Genomic DNA, 23,021 nt, shown 5'->3' with positions numbered 1-23,021 from the left:
AACACAAGATGAATCCAGGTATGATGAATATCGTTATGATTGTTGCGATGTTTGCGATTTTCTATTTCTTATTAATTCGCCCGCAGCAAAAGCGTCAAAAAGCAGTTGCTCAAATGCAAAATGAAATCAAAAAAGGTGATGCTATCGTAACAATCGGTGGCTTACACGGTACAATCGAATCAGTAGATGAAACTTCAATCGTTGTTAAATCTGGTGGTTCACACTTAACTTTCGATCGCAATGCGATTCGTGAAGTTGTGAAAAACTAATGATGAAGGCCCTGCATGAAATGTGCAGGGCCTTTTTTTACGCATTATCCGAAATAAGTCTCCTTCCTCAAGCGTGTGAAGGACGATAGTCCAACGGTAGGTGGGAGATGAATTTCGGTTTGGCGTAGCCAAAAAATTGGTTTTCCTATTTATTTCGCCTCTGCTATAATCAGCCTTATAAGAGGTAAAGTTTGGTATAACAATGAAAGTAGATAATCATGCAGTGTTCATGTTGTGTTATCACCGCCATAGATAAAGTAGAACCGTTTATGGGAAATGAAGGCGAAAGGTGAGATGAACGGATATGACAAAGCATAATAAGGCGTACAAATTTCGTCTGTATCCAACAGAAGAACAAGCAAATTTGATACGTAAAACTTTCGGGTGTGTACGCTTTGTGTATAACAAAATGCTGACTGAACGGAAAGAAGTATACGAAAAGTACAAAGAGAACAAGGAAGAACTGAAGAAACAAAAATTCCCTACTCCTGCAAAATACAAAGTGGAGTATGAATGGTTGAAAGAAGTCGATTCATTAGCGTTGGCAAATGCTCAACTAAACTTGCAAACTGCCTATAAGAATTTTTTTAGTGGGCAAAGTGATTTTCCTACATTCAAAAGTAGAAAAAGTAGAAAATCTTATACAACGAATAGAGTCAACGGGAATATTATGTTATTTCATGGTTATATCAAATTACCGAAACTGAAATTAGTGCGACTAAAGCAACATAGGGAGATTCCGCAAAACCATATCATTAAATCATGCACGATTTCGATGACACCAACCGGTAAGTATTATGTGTCTGTTTTGACTGAATATGAAAAGGAAATCATTCAAAAAGAAGTAGAAAGTGTAGTTGGATTAGACTTTGCAATGGCTGAATTGTACGTGAGTAGCGAAGATGAGAAAGCCGGTTATCCTCGCTTTTATCGTCAGATGTTAGACCGATTAGCAAAGGCGCAACGAGTATTAGCAAAACGTGTGAAAGATTCAGCGCGTTGGAATAAACAACGCATCCTTGTAGCTAAATTGCATGAAAAGGTCGCCAATCAACGTAAAAATTTCCTTCATCACAAGTCTAAAGAATTGGCTACTCATTTTGACGTTGTAGCCATAGAAGACTTACATATGAAAGGAATGTCACGAGCACTTCGCTTTGGTAAAAGTGTTGCGGACAACGGTTGGAGGATGTTCACGACATTTTTAGCATATAAGCTACAAGATCAAGGAAAACAGCTTGTAAAAATAGATAAATGGTTTCCTTCTACAAAGATGTGTAGTTGTTGTGGAAACAAAAAAGAAATGTCACTATCTGAAAGAACATATGAGTGCTCGTGTGGACTAACAATAAGTCGTGATTATAATGCAGCTATCAATATCAAAAAAGAAGCCATACGCTTATTAGCGTTGGCATAAATAGCAACAAACCTTTGGAACAAGGGAGTTAGCTCGGCTGTCTTAAGACAAATTCGTTAGCTATCAAAAGTAACGATGAACCGAGAAGCCCCCACTTCAAGTAAGCTCGTAAGAGATACTAAGTGGCGGGTAGTTCACTTATTTTGTTTTGACATATTTACACCGAAAATACCTCCGAGTGTACTCGCACCCATTAATGCTAATTGGTAGAGTAACTGTGAGTTCGATAAAGTTTGAGAGAAGCCTAAATAGTTAACGAGAAAGACGAGAAGAGTGAATGTGAGTCCTGTAGTGAAACCTACTAACCAACCTTTTCCTTGTGCCTTTTTACCAGCAATAAATCCAGACATAAGCATAGATAGAAGTGCTAGTATAAAAATAGTAATTACTAATGTCCCTTCATTAATATTCGTGAATTTTAATAAAAGAGCCATGATCATACTTGTAATAGATGCGAGGATTAATAGGGTAATAATACCGAAGCCGATTGCGCTCGATAATTTTTTCGTTCCATCCATTATGCATTCCCCCTTTTTAATACAAGCATATTTTCATTTTGTTTAAGTTAGACTAGTTTCTTTTTTGTAGGGGAGCCTATAAGTAAAAAAAGGGGATGTAGAAATGGAATGGGTATCAATAATCGGACGAACAATGCTTTTGTATACAATCATTTTAATTATTTTTCGTCTTATGGGTAAACGTGAAATTGGAGAATTAAGTGTATTAGATTTGGTTGTATTCATTATGCTCGGTGAAATGGCTGTAGTGGCAATTGAAAATACAGATAAATCACTTTGGCATCAATTAGTTCCAATGACTTTTCTTATGTGTATACAAATCGTTTTGTCGGTCATTTCTTTAAAGTTTCAGCGTTTTCGGCATTTAATAGAAGGGGAGCCTGCGATTCTTGTGAATGCAGGTAAAATTGATGAAAAAAAGATGCGGAAGCAGCGATATAACATGGATGATCTATTGATGCAACTACGTGAGCAAGGAATCGGAGATGTGCGTGATGTAGAATACGCTATTTTAGAAGCATCTGGAAAGTTATCTGTCTTTCAAAAACAAAAAAGTAAAAAGAGTAAAAAGAGTAAAAATGATACACCAATTTTTACACTCCCACTAATTATTGATGGAGAAATTCAATACAATCATTTGCAAATGATCGAACATACAGATGAATGGCTCGTTGAGAAACTGAATAACTTAGGTTATAAAGATGTGAAACAGATTTTATATTGTAGTTTTCAAAATGGGCAATTTTTTGTTGATTTGAAAGAAAAGTAGAGGCTTACCATTTTGAATGGCAAGCCAGTTTACTTCAAAAATGAAAGTTTTCGAATGATAGGGAGACGACTTAATTCTTCTTTTCGAATGAGTTTGAAAACGAAGAGGAGAACAATATAAACGATTGTTGTTAAGGTGATTTCCCATAATGTTTGTACGCCAAGTGAATGAGAAAAAACGATATGCTTATGAAGATAAAAACCGAAGGTACCAGCAATCCCGATAGTAATTCCACCGAAAATATAGTCTTTTGCGTAAATGGTAAATGCAATTTTCTTTAAAACAGTGGCGTAGTGAAGGAATGTTACGGTTACTATATTTGCTGCGATGGCGAGGGCAACGCCCATCATTTGGAACTCTGGGCGTGAAGCGAGTGCGAAAATAACGATTAATTTTACGATGGCGCCAATAAAGGTGTTCATCATAGCAGCGCGTGCTAAGTTTAAAGCTTGCAACACAGATGTAAGGGGACTTTGGAAATAATGAAATAAAAAGCAAGGTGCAAGAAGCTGAATGAACGCTGTCGCGTTGTCTGAGCCGTACATGAGAGTTAAAACTGGAGAAGCAAATACATATAATATAACGACTGACCATCCGCCGGTTATTAAGGAAATTCGAAGTGCTTGTTGTAATCGGTGTTCCACTAATTTGTGTTGTCTCTTTGCCATTGCCTCGCTAATTGATGGGACGAGTGCTGTAGAAAGAGCATATGTAATAAAGGCTGGCAGTGATAGAAGCGGGAACGCATATCCGTTTAATATACCGTATTGCTGAGTTGCGACAGAAGCAGCAACTCCGGCGATCGCTAAGCTTTGCATAACGACGATAGGTTCAAAGAAATAAGAAACGGAACCAATTAAACGGCTTCCTGTAGTTGGTAAAGCAATGTCCATAAGGGAATAAAATGTATTTTTGCTCTCCTTGACAGTAGTGAAAAATCCAGAGCGTATAGATAAATGTTTTTCGCGTTGGAATAAAGTAAGTAAAAATAATAAAGATGCAACTTCGCCAAGAACAGCTGATAGCATGGCACCGGCTGCGGCATATTCTACGCCGTAAGGTAAAAATAACCGAATGCATACAGCGATAATTGTAATGCGGACAACTTGTTCTATGACTTGAGCATAAGCGCTCGGCTTCATATTTTGTTTCCCTTGGAAATAACCACGTAAAACGGAAGAAACTGCAATAACAGGGACGACAGGTAAAATAGCCATTAATGGATAGTAAGTTCTTTCATCTGTTAATAATGTTTTTGCTAAAATAGGTGTGAGTAGCATAATCCCAATTGTTAAAATGATACTAATAATGGATGTAACGGCTAGCGAGACAGTTAATATTTTTTTAACTCTTTGTTTATCGTTCACCGCTTCCGCTTCTGCTACAAATTTTGCGATTGCAACAGGCAGGCCAATTTGTGTTAGCGTAATTGCTAAAATGAAGGTGGGGACAGCCATCATATAAAGGCCAACGCCTTCTTCGCCTAAAATACGTGCCATTACAATGCGGTTAATAAATCCAAGGATTTTTGTAATAAAGCCAGCTATCATTAAAATAAATGCACCTTTTAAAAAGCTTTGTCTCGTCATACTCTTCTCCTACCTTCTCAAAATCAATGGAATGATTTACAATAATTTATATGCACGTATGAGACAAGAATGACAAGCATTTAAGAGAGTAAAGTGTGAATGGTACTCTTGAAAGAAGTTATTACTGTCCATTAGAGCGGGATTAAAAGCGACTTTTCGTGCTGAAATAAGAAGGAGATGTTTATATATGTTGGATAAAGAGGCTTTGGTAGAATCATACCGCGGACAGTTACAAGTCGTTTTAGAAAGTAAAGTAGAAGAGTTTCAGTTGTTCGGTTACGACCGAGTGACAGATAATGATATTTGGAAGTTTCTCAAGGCGAAAAAGTGGAAAAAGATAGACAGTGATGTTAGGTTATATGAATTAGTAAATGATGTATTAAGAGTAAGTACTAATGAATATATGAATTATTTAACTGTTGAAGCATATCAAGCGCCACTTTGGTCGTTTGATGAATATGAAAATAAATAACCGACTGTAATTGGTTTGTTCTTCCTTTTGCAGTATAATGATAGGTATTGATAAAGAGGAATTAATTATGTCAGAGATTTTAAGTAAAGGAGGTAGTGAAAGGGAAAATAATAATATGTAATCCGATATAGGGTGTGTTTGTACGAATAAAGCACAGAGCTGAAAGTTTACCTATATGGCTAGTAGTGAGCTAGTAAAAAACACTGGAATTTACAGAAAGGAAGTCTACTAACTAGACAGGCGCATAGGTGTGGAATTTGTCTATTGTAAGTGAATCGATTGATTTATTTAAAGTGTTAGTAGCAGAAAGAGGGTACATATGGCAAAGCGTGGTACAAGAATTGCCGCCTTTTTCCTCATCGTTTTATTAATTGGTGGAGTAATTGGTGCGGCAGGAAAAGACATAGCAAAAGGAATTAGTCTAGGACTAGACCTTCGCGGTGGTTTTGAAATTCTGTATGAAGTAAAACCAGCCAAAAAAGGTGATAAAATCGATCGTGATGCACTTGTAAGTACAGTAGGTGCTCTTGAAAATCGTGTCAATGTTCTCGGTGTAAGTGAGCCGAACATTCAAATCGAAGGAGAAGATCGAATTCGTGTACAGCTTGCTGGTGTACAAGATCAGCAAAAAGCACGCGAAATGTTATCAACACAAGCGAAATTAACATTCCGTGATGTGGATGACAACCTTCTTATGGATGGAGCGGATTTAAAAGGCGGCGGAGCAAAGCAAACATTTGACGAGCAAGGCCGTGCGAGCGTAGGTCTTACACTAAAAAGTGCTGATAAATTCCGTGAAGTAACTGAAAAGATTTCAAAAATGCCACCACCAACGAATTTGATGGTAATTTGGCTTGATTTTGAAGAAGGAAAAGATTCGTATAAAGCAGAAGCTGCAAAACAGAATGCAAAACAGAATCCGAAGTATTTATCAGCAGCAACAGTAAGCCAAGTATTTAACCAAGCTGAAGTATCTATCGTAGGTGGAAACTTTACAGTTGAAAGTGCGAAAGAACTTTCATCTTTATTAAATGCAGGTGCACTTCCTGTTGATTTAAAAGAAATGTATTCAACATCTGTTGGAGCGAAATTTGGTCAACAAGCATTAGAGCAAACGATTTTCGCTAGTGCGATCGGTATTGCTATTATCTTCTTATTCATGCTTGTATTCTACCGTTTACCAGGGATTGTAGCGGTTGTTATGTTAGGTTTATACATTTTCGTTACATTACTTGTCTTTAACTGGATGCATGCAGTTCTTACGTTGCCAGGTATTGCGGCATTAGTGCTCGGGGTTGGTATCGCAGTTGATGCGAATATCATTACGTACGAGAGATTGAAGGAAGAGCTTAAAATTGGTAAGTCGATGATTTCAGCATTCCGTGCTGGTAACCATCGTTCATTATCGACAATTTTAGATGCGAACATTACAACTATTGCAGCAGCGGGTGTTTTATTCGCTTACGGTAATAGCTCTGTAAAAGGATTCGCAACAAGTTTAATTGTAAGTATTTTAGTCGGTTTCATTACGAACGTATTCGGTACTCGTTTCTTACTAGGTTTACTTGTAAAGAGTCGTTACTTCGATAAAAAACCATCTTACTTTGGTGTTAAGGAAAAGGATATTATTCCATTAACAAAAGGTGTAGTACATCCACCAACTAAATTTGATCGTATTAACTTCGTAAATATCGGTCATAAATTTTTCTTATTCTCAATTGCAGTCGTAATTGCTGGGGCAATTATATTACCGATTTTCAAAATGAATCTTGGTATTGACTTTGCAAGTGGTACACGTATTGACTTGCAATCAAAACAAGCACTTACTGTGTCTGACGTTCATAAAGACTTCAACGAACTGAAGATTGATGTGAAAGAAGAAAATATTGTACCGACTGGTAATGATAATAAAGGTTTCGCAGTTCGTACATTAGGTGTTCTATCGAAAGATGAAATTGCGAAAACAAAAACATTCTTCCACGATAAATATGGTACAGATCCAAACGTAAGTACAGTTTCGCCGACAATCGGTAAAGAGATTGCACGAAATGCATTTATCGCAGTATTAATTGCTTCTGCAGTAATCGTTTTATACGTAAGTATTCGTTTCCGTCTTACGTACGCAGTATCTGCAGTAATCGCATTATTACATGATGCATTCGTTATGGTTGTTGTATTTAGTCTTTTCCAGATAGAGGTAGACTTAACGTTTATCGCTGCGGTATTAACGATTATTGGTTACTCTATCAATGACTCAATCGTTACGTTTGATAGAAACCGTGAGTTATACAAACAGAAAAAACGAGTTCGCGACATAAAAGACCTAGAAGAAATCGTAAACGCAAGTATTCGTCAAACAATTGGTCGTTCAATTAATACAGTGTTAACAGTGTTATTCCCAGTAATCGCACTACTTATTTTTGGTAGTGAATCACTGCGTAACTTCTCACTTGCATTATTAATTGGATTAGTTGTAGGTACGTACTCTTCTATTTTCGTTGCTTCTCAAATTTGGTTAATGCTTGAAAACCGCCGTTTGAAAAAGGGCAAAAACAAGAAGAAGGTTGAGAAAGAAGTATCTGAACCGCAAGTATAAAAAATAAAACATATAAAAAGATGATGTCTCTATATGAGGCATCTCTTTTTCGTTTGCGGATACAATAAAGTAGCACCTATTTTAAGGGGGGTAAATGGAAGAAAGTGGTGATGTTATCTTTGTTTTTGTTACAATAAAGTGAAACTTTAATCAGTGGGAGTCTTACTGCTCGTTAAAGCGGGATAAAAAGAGAGGTTAAGAAAAGAAGGGATTTTAATTATGGAAAAAGATGAACGTTTTAAACAGGCCGAGTTTGGTGCTATTGTCGGAATCGTTGGTAATATTATATTAGCGATTGTAAAAGCGGTAATTGGTTATATTGGAAACAGTAAGGCACTTTTAGCGGATGCGGTGCATTCTGGATCAGATGTAATTGGCTCGTTAGCTGTACTTTTTGGATTACGAGCAGCAAAGCAACCGCCTGATGAAGATCATCCGTATGGTCATGGTAAAGCGGAATCGATTTCAGCGATTATTGTTGCGGTATTATTATTTATTGTTGGAATAGAGATAGCGATTTCGTCTATAAAAGCTTTTTCACAAGATTTAGAACCACCAAAAGGAATTACAATTTTTGCAGTTATTCTTTCGATTGTAGTGAAAGAAGGGATGTTTCAGTATAAATATCGATTAGGGAAGAGGATAAATAGTGATGCAATTATTGCAAATGCATATGAACATCGTTCGGATGTGTTTTCTTCAATTGCAGCTTTAATCGGCATTTGTGCAGCTATTATCGGCGGTAAGTTAGGTATAGATTGGCTTGTATATGCCGATCCAATTGCGGGATTATTTGTTTCAATTCTCGTTGCTAAGATGGCGTGGAGTATTGGAGCAGAAGCTATTCATGCAACGCTCGATCATGTTCTGCATGAAGAAGATGCTGTTCCGCTTAGGGAAGCAGTTTTTCAAGTGGAAGGTGTGAAAAAGATAGGCTCTTTATATGCAAGGGAACATGGCCACTATGTTATTGTTGATATTAAAATATCTGTAGATCCATATATCACTGTAGAAGAAGGTCACCGCATTGGAAAACATGTAAAAGAAACACTTATGAAACAAGATAACGTACAAAATGTTTTTGTACATATTAATCCGTATTCTCCAAATTAAACATAACGGATATTTAATTATATAGATGTCGAATCGTAGTTTGCATTATATTGTCACCCCTTAATCTGTCTTGTATAATGGATAGGTTAAGGGGTGATTTCGTGTTACAACCGAAGACGCGTTGGAAAGAAAAAGAATATAATGAGGAACTAGTGAGTGAATTAGCAAATAAATTGCAACTATCACCTCTTGTGACTTCATTATTTCTCGGCAGAGGCTTAAATACAGAAGATAAGATTGTAGACTTTTTAAATACAGCAGATCAAGAATTTCACGATCCATTTTTACTTGAAGGGATGGATCGGACTGTAGAACGTGTGAAAAAAGCTATTGGAAATGGAGAACAAATATTAATATTTGGCGATTATGATGCGGACGGAGTAAGTAGTACGACTGTATTATATCTTGCTCTCCAAGAATTAGGTGCAGAAGTAGAGTTTTATATTCCAAATCGTTTTACTGAAGGCTATGGGCCAAATGAAGAAGCGTTTCGTTGGGCGCACAGTGCAGGATTCTCGCTAATTATTACTGTCGATACTGGTATTGCAGCAGTACATGAAGCGAAGGTAGCGAAGGAACTTGGAATAGATCTTATTATTACAGATCACCATGAGCCACCACCAGAATTACCAGAAGCGCTTGCGATTATTCACCCGAAATTAGAGGGCGGTGTTTATCCGTTTCATTATTTAGCGGGTGTTGGTGTTGCATTTAAAGTTGCACATGCACTTTTGGGCCGTGTACCAGAGCATTTATTGGAAATTGCAGTAATTGGTACGGTAGCCGATTTAGTATCGCTTCACGGTGAAAATAGATTGTTAGTACAGCGTGGACTGAAGCATATGCGAATGACGCGAAATATCGGTTTAAAGGCGTTATTTAAAGTTGCTAACGTTTCGCAAAGTGAAATTACTGAAGAAAGCATCGGATTCTTACTCGCACCTCGTATTAATGCAGTTGGTCGTTTGGAAGATGCAGCACCTGCTGTACACCTTCTATTATCAGAAGATCCAGAGGAAGCGAAAGAGCTAGCTGAAGAAATTGATGAGCTTAACACACTTCGAAAAGATATTGTAAAGCAAATTACAGAAGAAGCTATCGCCGAAGTCGAAAATAAATTTCCGCCTGAAGAAAATAAAGTACTAGTACTTGCAAAAGAAGGTTGGAATCCAGGAGTAATTGGAATTGTCGCTTCTAAATTGGTAGAGCGTTATTATCGTCCAACAATTGTGTTAAGTATTGATCCTGATAAGCAAACAGCAAAAGGGTCTGCACGTAGTATTGCAGGATTTGATTTATTTGCAAACCTTTCAGATTGCCGTGAATTGTTACCGCATTTCGGAGGTCATCCGATGGCGGCGGGAATGACGCTGCAGATGAACGATGTGGATGAATTAAGACGCAGGTTAAATGAGCAAGCAGATGTAATTTTAACAGAAGAAGATTTTATTCCGATTACAGCAGTGGATGCATTTTGTAAAGTAGAGGATGTAACACTTGCAGCAATTGAGGAGATGCAAAAGTTAGCGCCGTTTGGCGTTGGAAATCCGAAACCGCGTATTGCGGTGAAAGATGCTGATTTAGAAAGCATTCGTGCAATTGGATCAGACGGATCTCATTTAAAAATGGCTCTTCGGGACGGACAAGCAACGCTAGATACAATTGGATTTGGATTTGGTGCATATGCGAAAGAAATTTCACCAGTTGCAAAAGTTTCTGTAGTAGGAGAAGCATCCATTAATGAATGGAATAACTTTAAGAAGCCGCAGTTAATGGTACAAGATATTGCGGTAGAGGCTTGGCAGTTGTTTGACTGGCGTAGTATGCGAAATGCAGAAGCGAATTTAGCGGAACTTCCGAAAGAAAAAATAACGATGGTGTATTTTTCTGAAGAGGTATTGAATAAATTTTCTTTAGAAGACTACAAAGAACAGCTTGTGCATGCATCAGAGGTAACTCATTTAGATGATCAATACATTGTGCTACTTGATTTGCCGAAAGGAACAGATGAATTAGGTGATGTATTTAAGGCTGGCTTCCCAGCTCGAATTTACACGCTATTTTATCAAGAGAATAATCATTTATTTAGTACGGTTCCAACGAGGGAACACTTTAAATGGTACTATTCTTTCTTGAGTCAAAAAGCACCATTTTCGTTAAGACAATATGGGGAACAACTATGTCGTCATAAAGGATGGTCAAAAGATACAGTAAATTTCATGACACAGGTGTTTTTTGAGTTAGAATTTGTTACAATAAAAGACGGTGTCATTTTTATGGCAGAACAAAAACAAAAGCGTGATTTAATTGAATCGAACACATATCGTGAGAAAATGAACCACTTACAATTAGAGAAAGAATTGGTTTATAGCACATATCAGCAACTATATACATGGTTTGAAACGATTCGTAATCATAAATAAGTAGAACAGTTAGGGTAAAGGATTTGTATTTACAAACCTTTTATATCTGAGGAGGATTCAGAAATATGGATTTCAAGCAACATATCGCAATTGTACCGGATTATCCAAAAGAAGGTATTGTGTTTAAAGACATTACCCCTTTAATGAACGACGGTAAAGCATACAAAGCAGCAACAGATGCAATCGTTGAGTATGCCAAAAAAAGAGATATCGACGTTGTAGTAGGGCCAGAAGCACGTGGCTTTATTATCGGTTGCCCTGTTTCTTATGCATTAGAAGTAGGATTTGCACCAGTTCGTAAATTAGGGAAATTACCACGTGAAGTAATTACAGTTGACTACGGTAAAGAATATGGAACGGATGTTTTAACAATTCATAAAGATGCAATTAAACCAGGTCAACGCGTATTAATTACAGATGATCTATTAGCTACAGGCGGAACAATTGAAGCGACAATTAAGCTAGTTGAAGAACTTGGCGGAGTTGTAGCAGGAATTGCATTCTTAGTAGAGCTTACTTACTTAGATGGTCGTAAAATGCTAGATGGTTACGATGTATTAGTATTAGAAAAATACTAATCACTATATAGGTAAAACTACGGTGATAAAAAGTACCCGTGAATCTCTTGGAGAGGAGCGGGTACTTTTGTATAATTACACAAAAAAACATGGTGAAATGTCAGTAAAATCTTTTCCTTTTCACAATTCACAATCATTGGGTTATAATGATAGAATATAATTTATTCTACTTAATAAAGATAAAGTCAATTTTCAATAAAAGGTGATTCGATGGCAAATGAGCAAGTACTAACAGCTGAACAGGTACTCGAGAAAGCAAGTCAATATTTAGCGGATGAAGATATTGAGCTAGTGGCACGTGCCTATGAATATGCGCGTGATGCACATAGCGAACAATATAGAAAATCGGGTGAACCATATATTATTCACCCAATTCAAGTTGCAGGTATTTTAGTTGATTTACACATGGATCCATCTACAGTATCGGCAGGTTTCTTGCATGATGTAGTGGAAGATACAGAAATTACATTAGAAGATATTGAACGGGAATTTAATAAAGAAATCGCTATGCTTGTTGACGGTGTTACAAAGCTTGGAAAGATTAAATATAAATCTCACGAGCAGCAACAAGCCGAAAACCATCGCAAAATGTTTATCGCAATGGCTCAAGATATTCGAGTTATTTTAATTAAACTAGCTGACCGTCTTCATAATATGCGTACATTGAAACATTTGCCTCAAGAGAAGCAGCGTCGCATTGCAAATGAAACGTTAGAAATCTTTGCACCTTTAGCACATAGACTCGGAATTAGTACTATTAAATGGGAGTTAGAGGATACGTCACTTCGCTATTTAAACCCGCAGCAATATTATCGTATTGTGAATTTAATGAAGCGTAAACGTGCAGAGCGTGAAGAATATTTAGATGAAGTAATGACTGGTATTCGTGAGAAATTAAAAGAAGTTGCAATTCAACCTGAGATTTCTGGAAGACCAAAGCATATTTACAGTATTTATCGTAAAATGGCATTGCAAAATAAACAATTTAATGAAATTTATGATCTATTAGCTGTACGTGTCGTGGTAAATAGTATTAAAGATTGTTATGCGGTACTTGGAATTATTCATACGTGCTGGAAGCCAATGCCGGGTCGTTTTAAGGATTATATTGCAATGCCGAAAGCAAACCTATATCAATCTCTTCATACGACTGTAATTGGGCCGAAAGGTGATCCGCTTGAAGTGCAAATTCGCACGAAAGAAATGCACGAAATTGCAGAATTCGGGATTGCGGCACATTGGGCGTATAAAGAAGGTAAAGCGGCTGAAACAACGGGTACATTAGAGAAGAAACTAACATGGTTCCGTCAAATATTAGAATGGCAAAATGAAGCTTCTAATGCAGAAGAGTTTATGGAATCATTAAAAATTGATTTGTTCTCTGATATGGTATTTGTCTTTACACCGAAAGGCGATGTAATGGAATTACCTCTTGGCTCTGTCCCAATTGATTTTGCATATCGTGTCCATTCGGAAATTGGAAACAAAACAATTGGTGCAAAAGTAAACGGGAAAATGGTGACACTTGATTATAAGCTGAAAACTGGTGACATCATTGAAATTTTAACATCGAAACATTCGTATGGCCCAAGTCAAGATTGGGTAAAGCTAGCTCAAACATCTCATGCGAAAAATAAAATACGTCAATTCTTTAAGAAGCAACGTAGAGATGAAAATATTGAAAAAGGCCGTGAACTTGTTGAAAAAGAAGTGCGTGGCTTAGAGTATGAGATGAAAGAAGTATTAGCACTTGATAATTTAAAACGTGTTGCTGAGAAGTTTAACTTTGCAAATGAAGAAGATATGTTTGCAGCAGTTGGATACAACGGAATTACAGCTGCACAAATTGTTACGCGACTAACGGACAAGTTCCGTAAACAACGTGAAGAAGAAGAAATCGTTGAAGTTAAAGAAGTTCGTAAACCGATGAAAATTCGAAAATGGGATTCTGGTGTAAAGGTAAGTGGTGCAGATAATTTGTTAATTCGTTTATCAAAATGCTGTAACCCAGTTCCAGGCGATGATATTGTTGGGTATATTACGAAAGGTCGAGGCGTATCAATTCACCGTTGCGATTGCGTCAATGTGCATACAGAAGAAGCGGTAGAGCGTTTACTAGAAGTAGATTGGGAAGGTAGCCCTGAAAAAGAAATTGAATACAATGTTGATATTGAAATTTCAGGCTATGATCGTCGTGGTTTATTAAATGAAGTATTACAAGCTGTTACAGAAACGAAGACGTATATCTCAGCCGTTTCCGGTAGAAGTGATCGTAATAAGATGGCAACGATTAATATGTCGATCTCTATTCGAAACTTACAGCACTTGAAAAAAGTAGTAGAGCGCATTAAACGTGTTCCAGAAATTTATGCCGTACGACGCATGATGCATTAATAGGGAGTGTAGAAAAGATGAGAGTTGTTTTACAACGATCAAAGGAAGCGTCTGTCACAGTAGATGGTGAGATTGTAGGACAAATTCCATTCGGTTTAACATTACTAGTTGGCATTACGCATGAAGATACAGAAAAAGATGCAACGTATATTGCAGAAAAAATTGCAAACCTACGTATTTTTGAAGATGAGAGCGGAAAGATGAACCATTCAGTACTTGATGTAGAAGGACAAGTTCTATCAATTTCGCAATTTACATTATACGGAGATTGCCGTAAAGGAAGACGTCCAAACTTTATGGATGCTGCGAAACCTGATTACGCAGAGCGTTTATATGATTTCTTTAATGAAGAAGTTCGTAAACAAGGACTACATGTGGAGACAGGACAGTTCGGAGCAATGATGGACGTTTCTTTAATCAATGATGGTCCGGTGACCTTAATTGTAGAAAGTAAATAGTGTTGCCCAAGAAGAGAGGATTATATGATCCTCTCTTTTTTATACATTGTTTTATGTTTTGTTCATTTAACATAGGATGATTGTAAAGGGGAATAAAAGGTGTAGTATGCTTCAAGAATTCAATATAGCTTTACGTTTCATGTTAGAGTTATGTGTTCTTGGGGTTGTTGGGTACTGGGGATTTCGGATAGGAACAATAACGGCTATAAAAATTACACTTGCGATTATTCTTCCGATTATTGTTGCTGTCATATGGGCATTATTTGAAGGACCACACGCAGAGTGGGAAGTACAAGGCACCTTACATATATTGTTAGAAATTATCGTTTTTGGATTGGGCGTTGTGTCATTTGAAGCATCCTATGCTTGCGAGTGGATTGGCTATGGTTATTATTGTTAATAGCATTCTTATGTTTATTTGGAATCAATAGCTGTTTCGGATATGTATAACTACCCCATCAATATGGAACAATAAAAAGTAAAACATCCATATTGAATGTGAGGGATATACGTATGCGTATGAATGAAAAAGGACATTCTGTTACAAATGGTGCAAATCAACTGTTTAACGTAAATTTACATGATTTTATTTCAAAAGAACAAAACAATACTTCAATGGAGCTTGCTTCGGAGTTTGGGATTTCACTTCAAGATGTAAAGCGACTAAAGAAGCAAATTGAGCGCTCTTAGAGCACTTGACAATCCTACTCAACAAACGTATAGTAATTTTATATTTACATATGAATATAACCGTTGATAGAGGAGAGTAAATGAGATACACATGGAAAGAGAAGAAATGTCCTAGGCTGAAAACATTTCTACATGATGACTGATTGAATGACACTCTGTAGGTTTCAACTTGAAAGGCGTATACGCTTAGTAGAGATGAACGCAAATTTAAGCGTTATTAAAAAAGTGGAAGCATACGTGCTTCAATTAGGGTGGCACCACGGGTATAATACTCTCGTCCCTACTGTTCAAACAGTAGCGGCGGGAGTTTTTTTATTTTTATTAAGATTAAAACAATTTGAGGAGGAACTGAATATGTCTATTCAAATCCCACGCGGAACGCAAGATATTCTTCCAGGTAATGTAGAGTTATGGCAGTATATCGAAGGGCAAGCGCGCGAAATTTGCCGTCGTTACAATTATAAAGAAATTCGCACACCAATTTTTGAACATACAGAGCTATTTTTACGTGGTGTTGGTGATACGACAGATATCGTACAAAAAGAAATGTATTCATTCCAAGACCGTGGAGAGCGTAGTTTAACATTACGTCCAGAAGGTACTGCACCTGTTGTACGTTCTTACGTTGAAAATAAAATGTTCGGTGATGCAACACAACCAACGAAATTATACTATATCGGTCAAATGTTCCGTTACGAAAGACCACAAGCAGGTCGCTATCGTCAATTCGTACAATTCGGTATTGAAGCAATTGGTAGTAACGATCCAGCAATTGATGCAGAAGTAATTGCACTTGCTGTAGAGTTTTATCGCGGCATGGGCTTAAAAAATATTAAAGTTGTATTAAATAGCTTAGGTGATGCAGCGAGTCGTCAAGCACACCGTGATGCGTTAATTGCTCACTTTGAGCCGCGCATCGGAGAGTTCTGTGCTGATTGCCAATCTCGTTTAGAAAAGAACCCTCTTCGTATTTTAGACTGTAAGAAGGACCGTAATCATGAATTAATGAGCACAGCACCATCTATTACAGAATACTTAAACGAAGATTCAGCAGTATACTACGACAAAGTACAAGAACTACTAACGATGATGGATGTTCCATTTGAAAAAGATCCGAATTTAGTACGTGGTTTAGACTACTACCAACACACTGTTTTTGAAATTATGAGTGAGGCAGAAGGTTTCGGTGCTATCACAACATTAAGTGGCGGTGGCCGTTATAACGGACTTGTACAAGAAATCGGTGGACCGGAAATGCCAGGTATTGGTTTTGCGATGAGTATTGAGCGTTTAATTATGGCGCTGAAGGCTGAAAATATTGAGTTACCAATTGAACATAGTATTGATTGTTACGTTGTAGCACTTGGTGAAAAAGCGAAAGACCGTGCTGCAAAAGTTGCGTTCGATCTTCGTAAAGCTGGATTATCAGTTGAAAAAGATTATTTAGATCGCAAAATGAAAGCACAATTTAAATCAGCAGATCGTTTAAATGCGAAATACGTAGCTGTATTAGGGGAAGATGAGCTAGATAAAGGCATCATTAACTTGAAAGATATGGAAACAGGCGGACAAGAAGAAGTAGCGTTAGATGTATTTGCTTCATATGTAGCAGAGAAATTAATATAGGGGGAACTTAAAGTGGCTGAAAGAACACATGCATGTGGGAAAGTAACAGTAGAAGCGGTTGGACAAACAGTTCAATTAAAAGGTTGGGTACAAAAACGCCGTGATTTAGGTGGATTAATCTTTATCGACTTACGTGACCGTACAGGTATCGTACAAGTTGTATTTAACCCAGAAACATCAAAAGAAGCGTTAGAAGTAGCAGAAATGATTCGTAGCGAATATGTATTACACGTAGAAGGTACAGTTGTTGAACGTGGTGAAGGCGCAATTAATGACAATATGGCAACTGGTCGTATTGAAGTACAAGCAACGAAAGTAAACGTATTAAATGCAGCGAAAACAACGCCAATCATTATTGCTGATGATACAGATGCATCAGAAGATGTGCGTTTAAAATATCGTTACTTAGACTTACGTCGTCCTGTAATGTTCAACACATTCAAAATGCGTCATGACGTAACGAAAACAATTCGTAACTTCTTAGATACAGAAGAGTTCTTAGAAGTTGAAACACCAATTTTAACGAAGAGCACACCAGAAGGAGCTCGCGACTATTTAGTACCAAGTCGTGTGCATGATGGTGAATTTTATGCATTACCTCAATCTCCGCAGCTATTTAAACAGCTTCTTATGGTCGGTGGATTTGAGCGTTACTATCAAGTAGCACGTTGTTTCCGTGACGAAGATTTACGTGCGGACCGTCAACCGGAATTCACGCAAATCGATATCGAGGCATCATTCTTAACACAAGATGAAATTTTAGAAATGATGGAGCGCATGATGACGAAAGTCATGAAGGATGCAAAAGGTGTAGAAGTTAGTGTACCATTCCCTCGTATGAAATATGCTGATGCAATGGCTCGCTTTGGTTCTGATAAGCCAGATACACGCTTTGAAATGGAACTAAAAGACCTATCTGAATTTGCAGTAGGTTGTGGATTTAAAGTATTTACAAGTGCTGTAGAAAACGGCGGACAAGTAAAAGCGATTAACGCAAAAGGTGCAGCGAGCAAATATTCTCGTAAAGACATCGACGCATTAACTGAATTCGCAAAAGTATACGGTGCAAAAGGTCTAGCTTGGCTTAAAGTTGAAGAAGACGGCTTAAAAGGACCGATTGCGAAATTCTTCGGGGAAGAAGATGCAAACGTGTTAATGAGTACATTAGAAGCGGATGCTGGTGACTTATTACTATTCGTAGCAGATAAGAAGAGCGTTGTTGCAGATAGCTTAGGTGCACTTCGTTTACGTCTAGGTAAAGAACTTGAGCTAATTGACGAAAGTAAATTTAATTTCCTATGGGTAACTGATTGGCCACTTCTTGAGTACGATGAAGATGCAGATCGTTACTTCGCAGCTCACCATCCGTTCACAATGCCATTCCGTGAAGATGTTGAACTATTAGAAACAGCACCAGAAAAAGCACGTGCACAAGCATATGACCTTGTATTAAACGGTTATGAGCTTGGTGGTGGATCACTTCGTATTTACGAGCGTGACGTACAAGAAAAAATGTTCAAAGCACTTGGATTCTCACAAGAAGAAGCACAAGAACAATTCGGATTCTTATTAGAAGCATTCGAATACGGTACACCACCACACGGCGGAATCGCATTAGGTTTAGACCGTCTTGTTATGTTACTTGCAGGTCGTACGAACCTTCGTGATACAATTGCATTCCCGAAAACAGCAAGCGCAAGCTGCTTATTAACAGAAGCGCCAAGCCCAGTTGCAGAAGCTCAGCTTGAAGAGCTAAGCTTAAAATTGAGCTTGAAAGAAGAGAAGTAAGAATAGAGTCTAGATGGTTATACTAACCCCATCTAGACTTTTTTTTGAAAGGTTGTTTAAAAAGTCCGGTTTAGATAACCTTCGCATTTCATCGTTACGTATGCTAGTCCGGTGCTCGAGTAGTACGCCTACACTGTGCTCCTCCTAGCATAAGTGCCTCGATCTGCTCGGTCCTCTGAATCCTCCTTTTTAAACGTATATTGAAGAGGAAGTTAAAAAAGTCTGGTTCAGCTAGTGGTCTTATGTTTTATTTTTTCTCTTTGAATATGTATTTTTAGGAATTCTATAACTTTTTCTATACAAATAGTCGGAAAAACGCTAGAATACATGGTAGACCATTTTTGTAATAGGAGTGTAGAGCTGAATGTTACATCAATTTTCACGTAATGAATTAGCCTTTGGAAAAGAAGGCCTTGAAATATTAAAAAATAGTACAGTCGGTATTTTAGGGATTGGCGGAGTAGGGTCATTTTCGGCAGAAGCGTTAGCACGTTCTGGCGTAGGACGTCTTGTATTAGTTGACAAAGATGTTGTAGATATTACAAACGTAAACCGTCAAATTCACGCGTTAGTATCTACTGTAGGACGTTCAAAAGTAGAATTAATGAAAGAGCGTATTGCAGACATTAATCCAGAGTGTGAAGTAATTGGACTAGAGATGTTTTATACAGATGAAACATATGAAGAGTTCTTTAAACACGGTTTAGATTTCGTAGTGGATGCATCCGATACGATTACGTTCAAAATTCATTTAATTAAACAATGTTTACGTCGTAAAATCAAAATTATCTCATGTATGGGTGCGGCAAATAAAATGGACCCAACTCGTTTCCGTATTGCGGACATTTCTAAAACACATACAGATCCAATTGCGAAAGTAATTCGTACGAAGCTTCGTAAAGATGGTATTAAAAAAGGTGTAAAAGTTGTCTTCTCTGACGAAAACCCAATCGTAATTCGTGAGGAAGTACGTAAAGAAATCGTACCAGACGAAAATGCAAAAATTCGTAAAGCGAAATTACCACCTTCTTCAAATGCGTTCGTACCATCTGTGGCGGGCTTAATTATGGCGAGTCACGTTGTACGTGAACGTATTAAAAACGTAGAAGTGAAGCGTGTAGGGCAAGAATAAAAGGGAAGCATATATCGTTTAGGATATATGCTTTTTGTATGTTTTAAAGAAATATGGATATTTGTAATACTACTAGTTCGAACGTAAGTAAAGCTAGTAAGTAATGATCGTATTTGTCTGATTTATAGGCAGACGTCTTTTTTAAACTGTGAATGGTGAAAAGACCTAACGTTAGGACGAGAACACCGAGTGTTATTTTGAAGACTATTAATGAAATAGCAACCGTCTCCCTTCAAACGTATATGTTTATAGTAATATTTAAGTAAAAAATATCCAATTCATTTCAGGAGTTTCCTCCTATTAACGTGAGTGTTATTATTGTGAATTTTTGTCGGTAAAGCGATATTTCTTGTCGAATCGTTGATATATTTCGAATTGCGATAGATATATTCGAAAAATCGTCGATATAATTTCATTTATCTATGCATTGTTCGCCGAATTAAAAAACAGGGATGTCACTTAGGCGAACAAGTGACATCCCTGTTTTTTAATTTTCTGCAGAATATATAATATCTAAATTTCCATTTTGATCGGTTTTGAAAATCGGAGCAATTTGCTCTTCTTGTTCTTCGACCGAAACAAGTTTTCGAGCACGATCCATAATTCTAACAAGCATTGCATAATCTTCTTCGATTGCTTGTTGTTTTTTTGTGAGAACAGCTAATTTTGCTTCAAGTTCATTATTCGTTTTTTTCAGGGAAGTGAGCTGATCTTGTAATACGTCATTTTCAGTTTGTAACTTTGCGAGTGAAGGGTTATTGTGCTCCAAGTTTTGCAAAAATGAGATGACATTTTGCATTGTAAGATCTTGTTTATTTGGGGCAATATCTTCTGAAAACTCGGCATCGATTACGAGTTGCCGAGTTTGTGCGAACTGCTCTTTTTCTATTTTAGCTTCCGAACGCTTTAATTCTTTACGCTGTTTTTTTGCAATTTGCACCGCATCTTCATAATATGGTCTTACTTCAGCATTCCATCTAAAGCCACAAGCTGCTGAAGTTCGGTTTAATGTATCACCAACTTCATCGAATGCTTTTATTTGTGTACTTCCTCTGCGAATATGTCGTAAAACAGTTTCTGCTAAAAGGAGATCGTCTTCTTTTGTCCATGCATCTTGACGTGTTTTCATAAGCGAAGCCTCCGTAATGGTGACGTTTTCGCTTATATTACCCTTTATTCTTCGTTTTATGCGAACTTTGTAATCTTTCATAAACAGTAGAAAGTGCTTGTTCAAATTTTCCTGTCGTTTTCGGTTTATAATATTGCTTGTTTTTAATTTTATCAGGTAAGTATTGTTGTTGTACCCACCCGTTTGGATGATCGTGTGGATATAAGTATCCGATGCCTCTTCCTAACGATTCGGCTCCTTTATAGTGACTATCTTTTAAATGACTTGGAATATCGCCTGTTTGACCATTACGTAAATCGTGTAGTGCGGCATCGAGTGCTTTATAGGCCGAATTTGATTTCGGTGATAGACAAAGTTCAATAACAGCATTTGCAAGTGGTATGCGTGCCTCTGGGAAGCCGACTCGTTCAGCTGATTCAATTGCTGCAAGTGTACGTTGTCCAGCTTGTGGGCTAGCAAGTCCGATATCTTCATATGCCATAATAAGCAGACGTCTACCGATGCTTTGTAAGTCACCTGCTTCAATAAGACGTGCTAAATAATGAAGTGCGGCGTTCACATCACTTCCACGTACTGATTTTTGAAAAGCAGATAAAACGTCATAGTGAGCATCGCCACCTTTGTCGTGAACGAAACTCTTTTTCTGTAAACATTCTTCAGCAATTTCAAGTGTAATTTCCGCGGCTTTGTAGTCAGTTGTAAAGCTAGATAAAACAGCTAGTTCAAGTGCATTATAAGCTGAGCGCATATCACCGCCTGATGCATTTGCAAAGTGATGTAATGCTTCAGCCGTAACAGTTACATCATATTCCCCAAGCCCTTTTTCTTTATCTTCAAGCGCTCGTTTTAAGCCAATTAAAATATCATCTTCTGTTAATGCGTGTAATTCGAAGATTTGACAACGACTTCGAATAGCAGAATTAATAGCATGGAATGGATTGCTTGTCGTTGCACCAATTAAAGTAAGAAGTCCGCTTTCTAAATGGGGTAATAGAAAGTCTTGCTTCGCTTTATCTAGCCTATGAACTTCATCCAAAATTAAAACGAGGTGTCGATGCATCTTCGCTTCTTGTACGACAACTTCCATATCTTTTTTATTATGAGTAACAGCGTTTAAGAGGCGAAACGGGGTTCCAGTACTTCCTGCAATTGCGCTAGCGATTGATGTTTTTCCTGTGCCTGGAGGACCATACAAAATCATTGATTGAAAATGATTTGCTTGGACCATTCGCCATAAAATCTTGCCTTCACCAACTAAATGCTGTTGTCCAATAATTTCTTGAATATTTGTAGGGCGCATTCGATGTGCGAGTGGTTGTTTCATTTGACCCTCTCCCTTAATGTATAATCTCATTCTATCGTATCATTTTTTTTGATGAAATTTGAAATAGGATGCTGTTTTGTGGGAAAAATGAATATGAATATTTTCATTTTTCTTTCAATTGTAATAATTTCCGAGTTTTTCAATGTGATTTTATGTTATCATTTTGATACACAAGTTGAAATTTCTTATAATACTATATTATGCTATAATTTCATAGGATTTTAAATTGTGTTCTTTTATAAATAAGATATAACCAATAGAAGTGAAAATTTGAAATGAGGTGCAAATAGATGAAGATTTCAACGAAAGGCCGCTACGGCTTAACAATTATGATCGACCTTGCAAAAAAATTTGGTGAAGGCCCAATTTCATTAAAATCAATTGCGCAGGCACATGACCTATCTGAGCATTATTTAGAGCAATTAATTTCACCACTTCGTAACGCTCGTCTTGTAAAGAGTACGCGTGGTGCATATGGCGGATATGTATTATCTGATCAGCCAGTCAACATTACAGCTGGAGATGTAATCCGTGTACTAGAGGGTCCAATTAGTGTTGTAGAAATGATAGAAGAAGAAGAACCAGCACAACGCCAATTATGGATGCGTGTTCGTGATGCGGTGCAAGAAGTATTAGATAGTACAACTTTAGAAGATTTAGTACGTTATGAGGAAGAAAATCACGGGGGCTATATGTTTTACATTTAATTCCTTGTGAAACGATTTGGAAAGAAGGA

General features: G+C 37.3%; 19 protein-coding genes, 1 pseudogene and 1 other annotated feature. Of the genes and pseudogenes, 16 read left to right on the top strand and 4 right to left on the bottom strand.

The window, feature by feature from the left end:
- Positions 1-8 precede the first annotated feature (8 nt).
- Complete coding sequence (gene yajC, locus MR071_RS03060; RefSeq protein WP_087982119.1) at positions 9-269, top strand: preprotein translocase subunit YajC; 261 nt, start codon at positions 9-11, stop codon at positions 267-269.
- 304 nt (positions 270-573) lie between these two features.
- A complete protein-coding gene (locus MR071_RS03055) occupies positions 574-1,686 on the top strand; it encodes a transposase (protein WP_242234822.1) in 1,113 nt (370 codons plus the stop codon).
- 134 nt (positions 1,687-1,820) lie between these two features.
- Here MR071_RS03055 and MR071_RS03050 read toward each other — a convergent pair whose 3' ends face one another.
- Positions 1,821-2,204, bottom strand: a complete 384-nt coding sequence (locus MR071_RS03050; protein WP_105584397.1) for a TIGR04086 family membrane protein — start codon at positions 2,202-2,204, stop codon at positions 1,821-1,823.
- Between the two features lie 103 nt (positions 2,205-2,307).
- Between MR071_RS03050 and MR071_RS03045 the strand changes: the two genes are divergently transcribed.
- Complete coding sequence (locus MR071_RS03045) at positions 2,308-2,973, top strand: DUF421 domain-containing protein (protein ID WP_242234820.1); 666 nt, start codon at positions 2,308-2,310, stop codon at positions 2,971-2,973.
- Positions 2,974-3,002: 29 nt separating this feature from the next.
- Here the strand turns inward: MR071_RS03045 and spoVB are convergent, their stop codons facing one another.
- Positions 3,003-4,562: a stage V sporulation protein B gene (gene spoVB, locus MR071_RS03040; RefSeq protein ID WP_105584399.1), complete on the bottom strand. Its 1,560-nt coding sequence runs from the start codon at positions 4,560-4,562 to the stop codon at positions 3,003-3,005.
- A 187-nt stretch (positions 4,563-4,749) separates the two neighbouring features.
- On the opposite strand from spoVB, the gene MR071_RS03035 reads away from it, so the two are divergent.
- The 12 genes and pseudogenes from MR071_RS03035 (at position 4,750) to MR071_RS02980 (ending at position 19,832) form a co-directional block, all read left to right on the top strand.
- Positions 4,750-5,034, top strand: a complete 285-nt coding sequence (locus tag MR071_RS03035) for a post-transcriptional regulator (protein ID WP_002015311.1) — start codon at positions 4,750-4,752, stop codon at positions 5,032-5,034.
- A 319-nt stretch (positions 5,035-5,353) separates the two neighbouring features.
- The gene (secDF, locus tag MR071_RS03030; RefSeq protein WP_242234818.1) at positions 5,354-7,630 is read left to right on the top strand and encodes a protein translocase subunit SecDF; all 2,277 of its coding nucleotides are present in this window, start codon (positions 5,354-5,356) and stop codon (positions 7,628-7,630) included.
- A 219-nt stretch (positions 7,631-7,849) separates the two neighbouring features.
- Positions 7,850-8,743, top strand: coding sequence for a cation diffusion facilitator family transporter (locus MR071_RS03025; RefSeq protein ID WP_002160383.1), 894 nt, complete (start codon positions 7,850-7,852; stop codon positions 8,741-8,743).
- A gap of 101 nt (positions 8,744-8,844) precedes the next feature.
- Positions 8,845-11,166 (top strand): single-stranded-DNA-specific exonuclease RecJ, encoded by a 2,322-nt coding sequence (recJ, locus tag MR071_RS03020; RefSeq protein WP_242234816.1) that lies wholly within the window; start codon positions 8,845-8,847, stop codon positions 11,164-11,166.
- Between the two features lie 65 nt (positions 11,167-11,231).
- Positions 11,232-11,744 carry an adenine phosphoribosyltransferase gene (locus tag MR071_RS03015; protein ID WP_000346222.1) on the top strand — a complete coding sequence of 171 codons (513 nt, stop codon included), beginning with the start codon at positions 11,232-11,234 and terminating at the stop codon, positions 11,742-11,744.
- Between the two features lie 210 nt (positions 11,745-11,954).
- Entirely contained in the window at positions 11,955-14,138 is a 2,184-nt protein-coding gene (gene relA / locus MR071_RS03010) for a GTP diphosphokinase (RefSeq protein ID WP_105584402.1), read from the top strand.
- 17 nt (positions 14,139-14,155) lie between these two features.
- Complete coding sequence (locus MR071_RS03005) at positions 14,156-14,596, top strand: D-tyrosyl-tRNA(Tyr) deacylase (protein ID WP_098777243.1); 441 nt, start codon at positions 14,156-14,158, stop codon at positions 14,594-14,596.
- Positions 14,597-14,702: 106 nt separating this feature from the next.
- Positions 14,703-15,027 (top strand): annotated as a pseudogene (locus tag MR071_RS03000) (YrdB family protein).
- A gap of 82 nt (positions 15,028-15,109) precedes the next feature.
- The gene (locus MR071_RS02995; RefSeq protein WP_002015300.1) at positions 15,110-15,286 is read left to right on the top strand and encodes a hypothetical protein; all 177 of its coding nucleotides are present in this window, start codon (positions 15,110-15,112) and stop codon (positions 15,284-15,286) included.
- 54 nt (positions 15,287-15,340) lie between these two features.
- Positions 15,341-15,571 (top strand) — a binding site (T-box leader).
- A 69-nt stretch (positions 15,572-15,640) separates the two neighbouring features.
- Entirely contained in the window at positions 15,641-16,912 is a 1,272-nt protein-coding gene (gene hisS, locus MR071_RS02990; protein ID WP_105584756.1) for a histidine--tRNA ligase, read from the top strand.
- A gap of 12 nt (positions 16,913-16,924) precedes the next feature.
- Entirely contained in the window at positions 16,925-18,700 is a 1,776-nt protein-coding gene (gene aspS, locus MR071_RS02985; RefSeq protein ID WP_105584403.1) for an aspartate--tRNA ligase, read from the top strand.
- A gap of 364 nt (positions 18,701-19,064) precedes the next feature.
- Complete coding sequence (locus MR071_RS02980; protein WP_000903181.1) at positions 19,065-19,832, top strand: tRNA threonylcarbamoyladenosine dehydratase; 768 nt, start codon at positions 19,065-19,067, stop codon at positions 19,830-19,832.
- Positions 19,833-20,319: 487 nt separating this feature from the next.
- On the opposite strand, the gene MR071_RS02975 is transcribed toward MR071_RS02980, so the two are convergent.
- Entirely contained in the window at positions 20,320-20,961 is a 642-nt protein-coding gene (locus MR071_RS02975; RefSeq protein ID WP_105584404.1) for an RsfA family transcriptional regulator, read from the bottom strand.
- Between the two features lie 37 nt (positions 20,962-20,998).
- Positions 20,999-22,285: a replication-associated recombination protein A gene (locus tag MR071_RS02970; protein WP_242234814.1), complete on the bottom strand. Its 1,287-nt coding sequence runs from the start codon at positions 22,283-22,285 to the stop codon at positions 20,999-21,001.
- 290 nt (positions 22,286-22,575) lie between these two features.
- Between MR071_RS02970 and cymR the strand changes: the two genes are divergently transcribed.
- Positions 22,576-22,992 (top strand): cysteine metabolism transcriptional regulator CymR, encoded by a 417-nt coding sequence (cymR, locus tag MR071_RS02965; RefSeq protein ID WP_000704117.1) that lies wholly within the window; start codon positions 22,576-22,578, stop codon positions 22,990-22,992.
- Positions 22,993-23,021 lie beyond the last annotated feature (29 nt).

Source organism: Bacillus cereus group sp. BfR-BA-01316 (genome assembly GCF_022664195.1).
Taxonomy (GTDB): domain Bacteria; phylum Bacillota; class Bacilli; order Bacillales; family Bacillaceae_G; genus Bacillus_A.
This window is presented reverse-complemented; position numbering and strand designations above follow the sequence as displayed.

Excerpts from the sequence above, each read along its gene's own strand:
- yajC (WP_087982119.1), top strand. The coding sequence starts at position 9 with ATGAATCCAGGTATGATGAATATCGTTATGATTGTTGCGATGTTTGCG.
- MR071_RS03055 (WP_242234822.1), top strand. The coding sequence starts at position 574 with ATGACAAAGCATAATAAGGCGTACAAATTTCGTCTGTATCCAACAGAA.
- MR071_RS03050 (WP_105584397.1), bottom strand. The coding sequence starts at position 2,204 with ATGGATGGAACGAAAAAATTATCGAGCGCAATCGGCTTCGGTATTATT.
- MR071_RS03045 (WP_242234820.1), top strand. The coding sequence starts at position 2,308 with ATGGAATGGGTATCAATAATCGGACGAACAATGCTTTTGTATACAATC.
- spoVB (WP_105584399.1), bottom strand. The coding sequence starts at position 4,562 with ATGACGAGACAAAGCTTTTTAAAAGGTGCATTTATTTTAATGATAGCT.
- MR071_RS03035 (WP_002015311.1), top strand. The coding sequence starts at position 4,750 with ATGTTGGATAAAGAGGCTTTGGTAGAATCATACCGCGGACAGTTACAA.
- secDF (WP_242234818.1), top strand. The coding sequence starts at position 5,354 with ATGGCAAAGCGTGGTACAAGAATTGCCGCCTTTTTCCTCATCGTTTTA.
- MR071_RS03025 (WP_002160383.1), top strand. The coding sequence starts at position 7,850 with ATGGAAAAAGATGAACGTTTTAAACAGGCCGAGTTTGGTGCTATTGTC.
- MR071_RS03015 (WP_000346222.1), top strand. The coding sequence starts at position 11,232 with ATGGATTTCAAGCAACATATCGCAATTGTACCGGATTATCCAAAAGAA.
- relA (WP_105584402.1), top strand. The coding sequence starts at position 11,955 with ATGGCAAATGAGCAAGTACTAACAGCTGAACAGGTACTCGAGAAAGCA.
- MR071_RS03005 (WP_098777243.1), top strand. The coding sequence starts at position 14,156 with ATGAGAGTTGTTTTACAACGATCAAAGGAAGCGTCTGTCACAGTAGAT.
- MR071_RS02995 (WP_002015300.1), top strand. The coding sequence starts at position 15,110 with ATGCGTATGAATGAAAAAGGACATTCTGTTACAAATGGTGCAAATCAA.
- hisS (WP_105584756.1), top strand. The coding sequence starts at position 15,641 with ATGTCTATTCAAATCCCACGCGGAACGCAAGATATTCTTCCAGGTAAT.
- MR071_RS02980 (WP_000903181.1), top strand. The coding sequence starts at position 19,065 with ATGTTACATCAATTTTCACGTAATGAATTAGCCTTTGGAAAAGAAGGC.
- MR071_RS02975 (WP_105584404.1), bottom strand. The coding sequence starts at position 20,961 with ATGAAAACACGTCAAGATGCATGGACAAAAGAAGACGATCTCCTTTTA.
- MR071_RS02970 (WP_242234814.1), bottom strand. The coding sequence starts at position 22,285 with ATGAAACAACCACTCGCACATCGAATGCGCCCTACAAATATTCAAGAA.
- cymR (WP_000704117.1), top strand. The coding sequence starts at position 22,576 with ATGAAGATTTCAACGAAAGGCCGCTACGGCTTAACAATTATGATCGAC.